11 protein-coding genes and 1 pseudogene are annotated in these 12,563 nt (G+C 68.1%); 11 read left to right on the top strand and 1 reads right to left on the bottom strand.

The window, feature by feature from the left end; genetic code table 11:
• Nucleotides 1–159: 159 nt before the first annotated feature.
• A complete protein-coding gene (locus VV867_RS05835; RefSeq protein WP_328565851.1) occupies nucleotides 160–918 on the top strand; it encodes a carbonic anhydrase family protein in 759 nt (252 codons plus the stop codon).
• A gap of 51 nt (nucleotides 919–969) precedes the next feature.
• On the opposite strand, the gene gap is transcribed toward VV867_RS05835, so the two are convergent.
• Entirely contained in the window at nucleotides 970–1,974 is a 1,005-nt protein-coding gene (gene gap, locus VV867_RS05830; RefSeq protein WP_328565850.1) for a type I glyceraldehyde-3-phosphate dehydrogenase, read from the bottom strand.
• Between the two features lie 128 nt (nucleotides 1,975–2,102).
• Here gap and edd point away from each other — a divergent pair, with 128 nt between their 5' ends.
• The 10 genes and pseudogenes from edd to VV867_RS05780 all read left to right on the top strand — a co-directional run.
• Complete coding sequence (edd, locus tag VV867_RS05825; RefSeq protein ID WP_109933114.1) at nucleotides 2,103–3,929, top strand: phosphogluconate dehydratase; 1,827 nt, start codon at nucleotides 2,103–2,105, stop codon at nucleotides 3,927–3,929.
• A 67-nt stretch (nucleotides 3,930–3,996) separates the two neighbouring features.
• Nucleotides 3,997–4,995, top strand: a complete 999-nt coding sequence (locus VV867_RS05820) for a glucokinase (RefSeq protein ID WP_328565849.1) — start codon at nucleotides 3,997–3,999, stop codon at nucleotides 4,993–4,995.
• 42 nt (nucleotides 4,996–5,037) lie between these two features.
• The gene (locus VV867_RS05815) at nucleotides 5,038–5,772 is read left to right on the top strand and encodes a response regulator (RefSeq protein ID WP_109933116.1); all 735 of its coding nucleotides are present in this window, start codon (nucleotides 5,038–5,040) and stop codon (nucleotides 5,770–5,772) included.
• Complete coding sequence (locus tag VV867_RS05810; protein ID WP_328565848.1) at nucleotides 5,765–7,213, top strand: ATP-binding protein; 1,449 nt, start codon at nucleotides 5,765–5,767, stop codon at nucleotides 7,211–7,213. Before VV867_RS05815 ends, VV867_RS05810 begins: the two co-directional genes overlap by 8 nt.
• A gap of 158 nt (nucleotides 7,214–7,371) precedes the next feature.
• On the top strand, nucleotides 7,372–7,737 hold the full coding sequence (locus VV867_RS05805) for an endonuclease domain-containing protein (RefSeq protein ID WP_328565847.1): 366 nt from the start codon (nucleotides 7,372–7,374) through the stop codon (nucleotides 7,735–7,737).
• 293 nt (nucleotides 7,738–8,030) lie between these two features.
• Nucleotides 8,031–9,290, top strand: coding sequence for an ABC transporter substrate-binding protein (locus VV867_RS05800; protein ID WP_328565846.1), 1,260 nt, complete (start codon nucleotides 8,031–8,033; stop codon nucleotides 9,288–9,290).
• Nucleotides 9,291–9,392: 102 nt separating this feature from the next.
• Entirely contained in the window at nucleotides 9,393–10,316 is a 924-nt protein-coding gene (locus VV867_RS05795; protein WP_089391753.1) for a carbohydrate ABC transporter permease, read from the top strand.
• Nucleotides 10,309–11,154: a carbohydrate ABC transporter permease gene (locus tag VV867_RS05790; protein WP_328565845.1), complete on the top strand. Its 846-nt coding sequence runs from the start codon at nucleotides 10,309–10,311 to the stop codon at nucleotides 11,152–11,154. Before VV867_RS05795 ends, VV867_RS05790 begins: the two co-directional genes overlap by 8 nt.
• A 6-nt stretch (nucleotides 11,155–11,160) precedes the next feature.
• The gene (locus tag VV867_RS05785) at nucleotides 11,161–12,315 is read left to right on the top strand and encodes an ABC transporter ATP-binding protein (protein WP_089391751.1); all 1,155 of its coding nucleotides are present in this window, start codon (nucleotides 11,161–11,163) and stop codon (nucleotides 12,313–12,315) included.
• A 36-nt stretch (nucleotides 12,316–12,351) separates the two neighbouring features.
• Nucleotides 12,352–12,563: pseudogene (locus VV867_RS05780) on the top strand (porin); the annotation flags it as partial.

Genomic DNA, 12,563 nt, shown 5'->3' with positions numbered 1-12,563 from the left:
TCCTACATCCGTGCTTCCTGGAGCCGTAGGCGTTATGCGCCCTACGAATGGGATGCAGTTGGGAAGCCTCCGACGGCTTTCGCGGATTCCGAGGTCTTCTGGGTTGCCTGGCGTCGTCGTTAAGTGGTGCCACTTCCAACGACGTCCAAGGTGACCTCCATGAAAGACCCATGCCATTGCGTGCACTGCAGCCCCGACAACCCCCGGCGCCGATCGCTGCTCAAGGGCGGTGCCGGGCTCGCGGCCCTCGGCCTGGCCGGCGCCGCCGGCTGGCTGGGCGCGCCGGGCCGGGCCTACGCCGCCGCCCTGGGCAAGGCCGAGCGCGACGCCCTGAGCCCCGACCAGATCATCGAGCGCCTGCGCCAGGGCAACCAGCGCTTCCGCAGCGGCGAGACGCTGCAGCATGACTACCTGGCGCAGAAGCGCGCCAGCCGCGACGGCCAGTACCCGGCGGCGGTGATCCTCAGCTGCATCGACTCCCGCGCGCCGGCGGAAATCCTCTTCGACCTCGGCATCGCCGACACCTTCAATGCCCGGGTGGCCGGCAACGTGGTCAACGACGACCTGCTCGGCAGCCTGGAGTTCTCCTGCGCGGTGGCCGGCGCCAAGCTGGTGCTGGTCATGGGCCATACCGGCTGCGGGGCGATCAAGGGGGCCATCGACGGGGCGCGGCTGGGGCATCTGAGCGGCCTGCTGAAAAAGCTCGAGCCGGCGGTGGCGGCCACCGAGTACGGCGGCGAGCGCAGCGCGAAGGATGCCGGGTTCGTCGATGCCGTGGCGCGCACCCACGTGCGCCTGGGGTTGGAACGCATCCGCCAGGACAGCCCGGTGCTGGCCAAACTGGAGCAGGAAGGGCGGATCAAGCTGGCCGGGGCGCTCTACCACCTGAGCGGCGGCGAGGTGGAGTTCTTCGCCTGAGCCCCGTGGCGGCAGGGTGCAAGGCCCTGCCGCCTACATCGCCGGCCTGTTTCAGGCCGGCGCGCACCACAGCGCCAGGGCGTTGTCCAGCATGCGGTTGGAGAAGCCCCATTCGTTGTCGTACCAGGCCATCACCTTCAGCAGCCGGCCGCTGACCTTCGTGTGGTTGGCGTCGAAGATGGCCGAGCGCGGGTCGTGGTTGAAGTCCACCGACACCAGTGGCTGGCTGTTGTAGCCGAGGATGCGCGAGCCCTGGCTGGCTATCCTGAACAACTGGTTGACCTCCTCGACCGTGGTGTCGCGGGCGACCTGCACGGTCAGGTCCACCAGCGACACGTTGATCACCGGCACCCGCACCGCCAGGCCCGTGAGCTTGCCGGCCAGCTCCGGCAACACCAGGCCCACCGCCTCGGCGGCGCCGGTGCGGGTGGGGATCATCGACTGGGTGGCCGAGCGGGCGCGGTAGACATCGCCGTGGTACACGTCGGACAGGCTCTGGTCGTTGGTGTAGGCGTGTATGGTGGTCATCAGGCCCTGCTCGATGCCCAGCTCGCGGTGCAGCACCTGGGCCACCGGGGCCAGGCAGTTGGTGGTGCAGGAGGCGTTGGAGATGACCTGGTGCGAGGCGCGCAGCAGCTCGTGGTTGACGCCATGGACGATGGTGGCGTCGACGCCGGCCCCGGGCGCCGAAATGATCACCTTGCGCGCCCCGGCGGCGAGGTGCGCGGCGGCCTTGTCGCGGCCGGTGAAATGCCCACTGCACTCCAGGACGATATCGACGTCCAGGCCTTTCCAGGGCAATTGCGCCGGGTCGCGCAGGGCGGTGACGGCGATGCGGTCGCCGTTCACCGTGAGGCTGTCGTCGTCGTGCTCGACCTGCCCGGGGAAGCGCCCGTGGACGCTGTCGTACTGCAGCAGGTGGGCGTTGATGGCGGCGTCGCCGAGGTCGTTGATGGCCACCACTTCGAGCTGTTGGCGGTAGTCGGCAGTATAAAGGGCGCGGAGGACGTTGCGGCCGATGCGGCCGAACCCGTTGATCGCCAGGCGAATGGTCATGGAGGTCGTCTCTTTTGTGTTTTTGTGGTAAAAACCATTAAATTTTTTCGTAAAACAAAAGTAAATATCCTTTAACCGATGATTATGTTGTAAAAACAACAATCGTTAGTCTGCAGGAGAATGCTGCCATGCACCCGCGCGTGCTCGAAGTCACCCGTCGCATCCAGGAACGCAGCGCCGCCACCCGCCAGCGCTACCTCGCCATGGTCAAGGCCGCCGCCACCAAGGGGCCGCATCGCGGCACGCTGCCCTGCGGCAACCTGGCCCACGGCGTGGCCGCCTGCGGCGAGCACGACAAGCAGGCGCTGCGCCTGATGAACCAGGCCAACGTCGGCATCGTCTCTGCCTATAACGATATGCTCTCGGCGCACCAGCCGCTGGAGCGCTTCCCGGGGCTGATCAAGGACGCCCTGCGCGAGATCGGCTCGGTGGGCCAGTTCGCCGGCGGCGTGCCGGCCATGTGCGACGGCGTGACCCAGGGCGAGCCGGGCATGGAACTGTCCCTGGCCAGCCGCGACGTGATCGCCATGGGCACCGCCATCGCCCTGTCCCACAACATGTTCGACGCCGCGCTGTGCCTGGGCGTGTGCGACAAGATCGTCCCCGGCCTGCTGATCGGCGCGCTGCGCTTCGGCCACCTGCCGGTGGTGTTCGTCCCCGCCGGGCCCATGCCCACCGGCATCTCCAACAAGGAGAAGGCCGCGGTGCGCCAGCTCTACGCAGAAGGCAAGGCCACCCGCGACGAACTGCTGGCCTCGGAGATGGCCTCCTACCACGCGCCGGGCACCTGCACCTTCTACGGCACCGCCAACACCAACCAACTGCTGGTGGAAGTGATGGGCCTGCACCTGCCGGGCGCTTCCTTCATCAACCCGAACACCCCGCTGCGCGACGAGCTGACCCGCGAGGCCGCGCGCCAGGCCAGCCGCCTGGCCCCGGAGAACGGCCAGTACGTGCCCATGGCCGAGGTCATCGACGAGCGCGCCATCGTCAACTCGGTGGTGGCCCTGCTGGCCACCGGCGGCTCCACCAACCACACCCTGCACCTGCTGGCCATCGCCCAGGCCGCCGGCATCCAGCTGACCTGGCAGGACATGGCCGAGCTGTCGGAAGTGGTGCCGCTGCTGGCGCGCATCTACCCCAATGGCCAGGCCGACATCAACCACTTCCAGGCCGCCGGCGGCATGTCCTTCCTGATCCGCCAGCTGCTCGACGGCGGGCTGCTCCACGAAGACGTGCAGACCGTGGTCGGCAAGGGCCTGCGCCGCTACCTGCAGGAGCCCTTCCTCGACGGCGGCAAGCTGGTCTGGCGCGAAGGCCCGGTCGACAGCCTGGACGAGGACATCCTGCGCCCGCTGTCGCGCCCGTTCTCCGCCGAGGGCGGCCTGCGCCTGATGGAGGGCAACCTCGGCCGCGGCGTGATGAAGGTCTCCGCGGTGGCCCCCGAGCACCAAGTGGTCGAGGCGCCGGTACGCATCTTCCACGACCAGGCCAGCCTGGCCGCGGCCTTCAAGGCCGGCGAGCTGGAGCGCGACCTGGTCGCCGTGGTGCGCTTCCAGGGCCCGCGCTTCAACGGCATGCCCGAGCTGCACAAGCTCACGCCCTTCCTGGGCGTGCTGCAGGACCGTGGCTTCAAGGTGGCGCTGGTCACCGACGGGCGCATGTCCGGCGCCTCCGGCAAGGTGCCGGCGGCCATCCACCTGTCCCCGGAAGCCAGTGCCGGCGGCCCGCTGGCGCGCCTGCGCGACGGCGACCTGGTGCGGGTGGACGGCACCACCGGCGAGCTGCGCGTGCTGGTCGATGCCGCCGAGTGGCAGGCCCGCCCGCTGGCGCCGCTGCCCGAGGACGACGGCAGCGGCATGGGCCGCGAGCTGTTCGCCTTCATGCGCCAGTCGTTCAGTTCCGCGGAGCAGGGCGCCTGCGCCTTCACCGCCGAGCTGGAGCGCTTGCGGTAGGGGCTATGCTTGGCGGAGCATTCGCCTCCTGGAGTCCGCTCAAACCTTTCAGCTGCCCGAGCTTGCGATGAATTCCAACAATAAACCCCAAGCACCGGCCGGCATCGCGCTGGTCGGCGACATCGGCGGGACCAACGCCCGTTTCGCCCTCTGGCGCGAGCAGCGCCTGGAGGCCATCGAAGTGCTGGCCTGCGCCGACTACCCGCGCCCGGAAGACGCCGTGCGCGAATACCTGCAGCGCGTCGGCCAGCCGCTCGGCGCCATCCACAGCGTCTGCCTGGCCTGCGCCGGCCCGGTGGGCGAGGCGGACTTCCGCTTCACCAACAACCATTGGGTCATCAGGCGCGACGCCTTCCGCGCCGAGCTGGGCCTGAGCCACCTGCTGCTGGTCAACGACTTCAGCACCATGGCCTGGGCCGCCTCGCGCCTGGGCGACGAGGACCTGGTGCAGGTGCGCGCCGGCGAGGCCCTGCCGGGCCGCGCCAAGCTGATCATCGGCCCCGGCACCGGCCTGGGGGTCGGCAGCCTGGTGCCGACGCCCGGTGGTGGCTGGGACGTGCTGCCCTGCGAGGGTGGCCACGTCGACCTGCCGGTGACCGGCGAGCGCGACTTCGCCATCTGGCAGCAGCTGCGCGAGAAGTACGGCCACGTTTCGGCCGAGCGCGCGCTCTCCGGCAGCGGCCTGGAAAACATCTACCAGGCCAGCTGCAAGGTCGACGGCATCGAGCCGCTGGCGCTGTCCGCGGCGCAGATCGGCGAGCGCGCCCTGGCCGGCGACGCCTACTGCGACGAGGTGCTGGAGCATTTCTTCGTGTGGCTGGCGCGGGTCGCCGGCAACGCGGTGATGACGGTCGGCGCCCTGGGCGGCGTGTACATCACCGGCGGGATAGTCCCGCGCTTCCTCGAACGCTTTCAGCGCAGCGGCTTCGCCGACGCCTTCTGCACCCGCGGCAAGACCAGCGGCCCCTACCTGAGCCGCGTGCCGGTGTGGGTGATGACCGCCAGCCACCCGGGCCTGTTCGGCGCCGGCGTGGCCCTGGAGCAGGCGCTGCTGGCAAAAGCCTGAACGAGCAACGGCAACAACCAGAACAACAACAAGGGATGCCCCGTGAACGCACCCGCCAAATCCATCCTGCTGGTGGATGACGACCAGGAAATCCGCGAGCTGCTGGAGGCCTACCTGAGCCGCGCCGGCTTCCAGGTGCGCAGCGCCGCCGACGGCACGGCCTTCCGCCAGGCGCTGCTGGAAGAGGAGGCCGCCCTGGCCATCCTCGACGTGATGCTGCCCGACGAGGACGGTTTCAGCCTGTGCCGCTGGATCCGCTCGCACCAGCGCCTGGCCTGCATGCCGGTGATCATGCTCACCGCCAGCTCCGACGAGGCCGACCGGGTGATCGGCCTGGAACTGGGCGCCGACGACTACCTGGGCAAGCCCTTCAGCCCGCGCGAGCTGCTGGCGCGGATCAAGGCCCTGCTGCGCCGCGCGCAGTTCACCCAGGTGCGCGGCGGCGAGGTGCTGGCCTTCGACGACTGGCGCCTGGACACGGTCAGCCACCGGCTGTTCCACGAGGACGGCGAGGAGTTCTTCCTCAGCGGCGCCGACTTCGCCCTGCTCAAGCTGTTCCTCGACCACCCGCAACAGATTCTCGACCGCGACACCATCGGCAATGCCACCCGCGGCCGCGAGGTCGGGCCGCTGGAGCGCATCGTCGACATGGCGGTGAGCCGCCTGCGCCAGCGCCTGCGCGACACCGGCAAGGCGCCGCGGCTGATCCAGACCGTGCGCGGCAGCGGCTACCTGCTGGCGGCCCAGGTCCGCCCGCATCGGCTGGGCAATGACTGAACGGCGGCGCTGGTCGCTCGTCCCGCGCTCGCTGCTGGGGCGCATGCTGCTGCTGACGCTGCTGGCGATCCTCGTCGCCCAGGGCCTGTCGAGCCTGTTCTGGCTCTCGCACCTGCGCTCCAGCCAGCGCGAGGGCCTGCTCACCAGCTCGCGTAGCCTGGCCTATTCCATGGCCGCCAGCGTCAGCTACTTCCGCTCGCTGCCCATCGGCTACCGCCCGCTGGTGCTGGACCAGCTGCGCAGCATGGGTGGCACGCGCTTCTTCGTCTCGCTCAACGAGCGCCCGCTGCAGATGCAGAGCCTGCCGGACACGCCGAACAAGCAGGCGGTGCTGGATATCGTCAGCGACGTGCTGCACCAGAAGCTGGGCAAGGACGTGGAGCTGGAGGTGGAATTCGTCGCCCCGGACGACCTGCGCCTGTTCAACAGCCAGCTGAAGCTGGAGGAGCTGCCGCGCTCCTGGGCCCACTACGCGCTGACCCTGGAGCCGGTGAACCCGCCGGTGCTGGTGACGCAGATCCGCATCGGCGAGAACGAATGGCTCTACATCGCCAGCCTGATGCCAGCCCCCTACGTCAGCCTGGAGCCCGAGGCGCTGCAGCCGCAGCAGATCCTCTCCATCGGCCTGACCAGCCTGTTGCTGCTGCTGTTCGCCGGCCTGCTGGTGCACCAGCAGAGCCGCCCGCTGAAACGCCTGGCCCGCGCCGCCCGCGAAGTGGCCCTGGGCAGCCCGGCGGCGCCGCTGGAAGAGCGCGGCGCCCGCGAGCTGGTGGAGGTCAGCCGCGCCTTCAACACCATGCGCGAGAGTATCGACCGCTACCTCAGCGAGCGCGGCCAGCTGTTCAGCGCCATCTCCCACGACCTGCGCACCCCCATCACCCGCCTGCGCCTGCGCGTCGAACTGCTGGAAGACGAGCCGCAGCGCGCCAAGCTGAACCAGGACCTCGACGAGCTGGAACTGCTGGTCAAGGGCGCCCTGCAGTGCGTGAAGGACACCGACATCCACGAGAACATCGAGCCGGTGGACATCAACCAGTTGCTGCAGCACGTCGCCGGCCCCTACCTGGCGGACGGCCGCGTGAAGCTGGTAGGGGAGGCGGGCGAACCCTATCCCGGCAAGCCCCTGGCCCTGCGCCGCTGCATCGGCAACCTGCTGGACAACGCCCTGAAGTACGGCCAGCGCGCGCAACTGCACGTCGAGGACGGCACCGAAGCGCTGCTCGTGCACGTCGACGACGAAGGCCCCGGGGTGCCGGAACAGCGCCTGGAACAGGTGTTCGAACCGCGGGTGCGCTTGTCGCAGCGGGGGCAGGGGTATGGCTTGGGGTTGGGCATCGCGAGGAATATCGCGCATACCCATGGCGGGGAGGTGAGTCTGCAGAACAGGCGGGAAGGCGGGCTGCGGGTGACCTTGCGTTTACCTAGGCTGGTTGTCGAGTAAGGAGTGTTCTTCCATTCGACTCCGATGTCGCCGGCGTACTCCGTAATCGCATCCTGCAGAGGACAGCCCCCTCTCCCTTCAGGGAGAGGGCTGGGGAGAGGGGCTCTTCAACCCGAGCTTAGTAACTTCCCTGATCTCACAAGAAAAGGAGATCAAGGATGTCCCCCTCATACCGCGACTTCTCCCGCCAACTCCGCAAGGACCAGACCGACGCTGAACGCGCCCTGTGGCAACAGCTCCGTGCCTACCGCTTCATGGATTTGAAGTTCAAGCGCCAGAAAGTCGTAGGCCACTACATAGTCGACTTCATCTGCCTGGAAAGAATGCTGGTGATCGAATTGGACGGCGGTCAGCACCTGGGCTCTGCTTCCGACCTGGAGCGAGACGCCTGGCTCAGCGCCCGAGGTTTCCAGGTGCTACGGTTCTGGAACCATGACGTGCTGCTGAGGATGGACTCGGTGCTCGAGGCGATACGCCTGGCGCTCGATTCGAGTCCGCAACCCTCTCCCCAGCCCTCTCCCTGAAGGGAGAGGGGGCTTGTCCTGAGCGGCGACAGGTCAAGAGTCATCCTCAAACCAAATACCGCCGGCTAACTCCATGATGCCGCCTGACACCGAACGGCTCCCTCTCCCGCTTGCGGGAGAGGGCTGGGGAGAGGGGCTCTTGGCTTTTCAGCCCAAACAACAAGGACACCTCAATGTCACCACCTCGTGACAATCGAAGATCGCTTCGTTACCCGGAGAAGGAAATGCCTTGGATAGACTCGGACTACCGCAAGCGCAGACTTGCCCCGAATAACAAGAACAGGTCTTCCTCCATGAATGCGCTCCGCCGCCTTTCCGTCGCTGTCTGTCTTTCTTCCTTCTGTCTCTCCCCCCTGGCCCACGCCGGCGAGGTCGAAGTCCTGCACTGGTGGACTTCCCCCGGCGAAGCGCGCGCCGCGGAAACCTTGAAGAAGCTGGTCCAGGCCAAGGGCCACACCTGGAAGGACTTCGCCGTCGCCGGCGGTGGCGGCGAGGCCGCCATGACCGTGCTGAAGACCCGCGCCGTGTCCGGCAACCCGCCGGCCGCCGCGCAGATCAAGGGGCCGGACATCCAGGAGTGGGGCCAGCTCGGCCTGCTCGCCGACCTCAACCAGGTCGCCGCCGAGGGCAAGTGGGACCAGTTGCTGCCGCCGCAGGTGGCGCAGGTCATGAAGTACCAGGGCGACTACGTCGCCGTGCCGGTCAACGTGCACCGGGTGAACTGGCTGTACATCAACCCCGAGGTCTTCAGGAAGGCCGGCGCCACGCCGCCGACCACCCTCGACGAGTTCTTCGCCGTCGCCGACAAGCTCAAGGCCGCCGGCTTCGTGGCCCTGGCCCACGGCAGCCAGCCCTGGCAGGATGGCACCCTGTTCGAGAACCTGGTGCTCAGCAAGATGGGCCCGGACGGCTACCGCAAGGCCTTCGTCGAGCAGGACAAGGCGACCCTCACCGGGCCGCAGATGGTCGAGGTGTTCACCGCGCTGAAGAAGCTGCGCGGCTACATCGACGCCGACGCCGCCGGGCGCGAGTGGAACGTCGCCACCAGCATGGTCATCAACGGCAAGGCCGGCATGCAGATCATGGGCGACTGGGCCAAGAGCGAGTTCACCGCCGCCAGCAAGGTCGCCGGCAAGGACTACCAGTGCCTGCCGTTCCCCGGCACGCAGCAGGACTTCGACTATAACATCGACTCCCTGGTGATGTTCAAACTGAGCAACGCCGAGAACCGCAAGGCCCAGGAGGACCTGGCCCGCGCGGTGCTCGACCCGGCGTTCCAGAAGGACTTCAACCTGGCCAAGGGCTCCATACCGGTACGCCTGGACGCCGACATGGCGCCCTTCGACGCCTGCGCCCAGCAGTCGATGAAGGACTTCAAGGCGGCTTCCGCGGCCGGCACCCTGGTGCCGAGCATGGCCCACAGCATGGCCGCCTCCAGCTACGTGCAGGGCGCCATCTTCGACGTGGTGACCAACTTCTTCAACGACGCCTCCGCGGACCCGCAGAAGGCTGCCCAGCAGCTCTACGCGGCGATCGAGGCGGCCGCGCAGTAAGCCGCGAGCGGCGCCTTTCGCCGGGCGCCGCCTGATTCCCAGCCGACCCACTCCGGAGCAGCCTGGCGCTCCGGACGGCTCCACTCGCACTCGAGAAACCCCATGGCGACCTCAACTCCGACCCTGAATCCGGCAGCCCCGCGTGCCTCGCTGCTCGACGGCCTGCAGCGCTGGCTGCCGAAACTGGTGCTGGCCCCGAGCATGCTCGTGGTGCTGGTCTGCGTGTACGGCTACATCGGCTGGACGCTGCTGCTGTCCTTCAGCAACTCGCGCTTCATGCCCAGCTACGGCTGGGCGGGGCTCAGCCAGTACCTGCGCCTGTGGGACAACGACCGTTGGTGGGTGGCGAGCCGCAACCTGCTGCTGTTCGGCGGCCTGTTCATCGCCATCTGCCTGGTGCTCGGCGTGTTCCTCGCCGTGCTGCTGGACCAGCGCATCCGCCGCGAGGGCTTCATCCGCACCGTCTACCTGTACCCCATGGCGCTGTCGATGATCGTCACCGGCACCGCCTGGAAGTGGCTGCTCAACCCCGGCCTGGGCCTGGACAAGCTGCTGCGCGACTGGGGCTGGACGGGCTTCCGCTTCGACTGGCTGGTGGACCCGGACCGCGTGGTCTACTGCCTGGTGATCGCCGCCGTGTGGCAGGCCTCGGGCTTCGTCATGGCGCTGTTCCTCGCCGGCCTGCGCGGCGTCGACCCGGCCATCGTGCGGGCCGCCCAGGTGGACGGCGCGAGCCTGCCGACCATCTACCTGCGCATCGTCCTGCCGAGCCTGCGCCCGGTGTTCTTCAGTGCGCTGATGATCCTCGCGCACATCGCCATCAAGAGCTTCGACCTGGTCGCCGCGATGACCGCCGGCGGCCCCGGCTATTCCTCCGACCTGCCGGCGATGTTCATGTACGCCCACACCTTCACCCGCGGCCAGATGGGCCTGGGCGCGGCCAGCGCGATGCTGATGCTCGGCGCCGTGCTGGCCATAGTCGTGCCCTACCTGTATTCCGAACTGCGAGGCAAGCGCCATGCGTGACGCGACCTTCAGGCCGAGCTTCAGCCCCGGCCGCCTGGCGGTCCACGCCACCCTCTGGGGCGCCGTGGCGCTGTACCTGATCCCGCTGCTGGTGATGCTGCTGACCAGCTTCAAGAGCCCCGAGGACATCCGCAACAGCAACCTGCTGGCGCTGCCGGAGGTGTTCACCCTGATCGGCTGGGTGAAGGCCTGGGGCGCGGTGGGCGACTTCTTCTGGAACTCGGTGAGGATCACCGTCCCCGGCGTGCTCATCTCCACCTTCATCGGCGCGCTGAACGGCTACGTGCTGTCGATGTGGCGCTTCCGCGGCTCGCAGCTGTTCTTCGGCGCGCTGCTGTTCGGCTGCTTCCTGCCGTTCCAGGTGATCCTCCTGCCGATGTCCTTCACCCTCGGCAAGCTCGGCCTGGCCAACACCACCACGGGCCTGGTGATGGTCCACTGCATCTACGGCCTGGCCTTCACCACGCTGTTCTTCCGCAACTACTTCGTGGCCATCCCCGATGCCCTGGTGAAGGCCGCGCGGCTCGACGGCGCCGGCTTCTTCACCATCTTCACGCGCATCCTCATGCCGATGTCCACGCCCATCGTGATGGTCTGCCTGATCTGGCAGTTCACCCAGATCTGGAACGACTTCCTCTTCGGCGTGGTGTTCGCCAGCGGCGATGCCCAGCCGATCACGGTGGCGCTGAACAACCTGGTGAACATCAGCACCGGGGTCAAGGAATACAACGTCGACATGGCCGCGGCGATGATCGCCGCGCTGCCGACGCTGATCGTCTACGTACTGGCTGGAAAGTATTTCGTGCGCGGCCTGACCGCCGGCGCGGTCAAGGGGTAATCGGACATGGCGACACTCGAACTGCGCAACCTGCACAAGTCCTACGGCAGCGGCCTGGCGGACACCCTGAAGTCCATCGACCTGGCGATCGAGTCCGGCGAGTTCCTGATCCTGGTCGGCCCGTCGGGCTGCGGCAAGTCCACACTGATGAACTGCATCGCCGGCCTGGAGGCCATCAGCGGCGGCGCCATCCTGGTGGACGGCCAGGACATCAGCGGCATGAGCCCGAAGGATCGCGACATCGCCATGGTGTTCCAGTCCTACGCGCTGTACCCGACCATGACGGTGCGCGAGAACATCGCCTTCGGCCTGAAGATCCGCAAGATGCCCCAGGCCGCCATCGACGAGGAGGTGGCGCGGGTCGCCAAGCTGCTGCAGATCGAGCACCTGCTGCAGCGCAAGCCCTCGCAGCTCTCCGGCGGCCAGCAGCAGCGGGTGGCCATGGGCCGGGCGCTGGCGCGGCGGCCGAAGATCTACCTGTTCGACGAGCCGCTGTCGAACCTCGACGCCAAGCTGCGGGTGGAGATGCGCACCGAGATCAAGCTGATGCACCAGCGCCTGAAGACCACCACGGTCTACGTCACCCACGACCAGATCGAGGCCATGACCCTCGGCGACAAGGTGGCGGTGATGAAGGACGGCATCGTCCAGCAGTTCGGCACCCCGCAGCAGATCTACAACGACCCGGCCAACCTGTTCGTCGCCAGCTTCATCGGCTCGCCGCCGATGAACTTCATCCCCCTGCGCGTGCAGCGCCAGGGCGGCCAACTGGTCGGCCTGCTGGACAGCGGCCAGGACCGCTGCGAACTACCCCTGGCGCTGGACGCCGAAGGCGTCGAGGGCCGCGAGCTGATCCTCGGCGTGCGCCCGGAACAGATCGGCGTGGCCGAGACGGGCAACGGCCTGGTGGACGTGCGTGCCGAGGTCGAGGTGCTGGAGCCCACCGGCCCGGACACCCTGGCCTTCGTCACCCTCAATGGCGCCAAGGTCTGCTGCCGCCTGGCCCCGGACGCGGCGCCGGCCCTTGGCTCGACGCTGAAGCTGCGCCTGGACCCGGCGCGGGTACTGCTGTTCGACGCGCAGAGCGGCGAGCGCCTGCGCAAGGCGCCGGGCGGGGCGGGGGAGGCCAAGGTCACCCCGCTGGCCCGGCACAAGCACTGAACGCCGCAAGGCATTCCACCAACGAGGACGTCAGCAATGCATAAGAACAACAAGATCCGGCCCGCCCTGGGCTGCCTGCTCGCCCTGGGCGCCGTCGGCCTGAATGGCCTGGCCTGCGCCGACGAGGCCTTTTCCGCCGATTCGAAATGGGGCCTGGGGGACTGGGGCGGCACCCGCAGCGAGCTGCTGGAGAAGGGCTACGACTTCAAGCTGGACTACGTCGGCGAGGCCGCGGGCAACCTGCACGG

It is taken from the genome of Pseudomonas sp. JH-2, from assembly GCF_036231725.1.
Lineage (GTDB): Bacteria > Pseudomonadota > Gammaproteobacteria > Pseudomonadales > Pseudomonadaceae > Pseudomonas > Pseudomonas delhiensis.
Note: the sequence above shows the minus strand (reverse complement) of the source record. Positions and strands in the feature narration are given on the sequence as shown.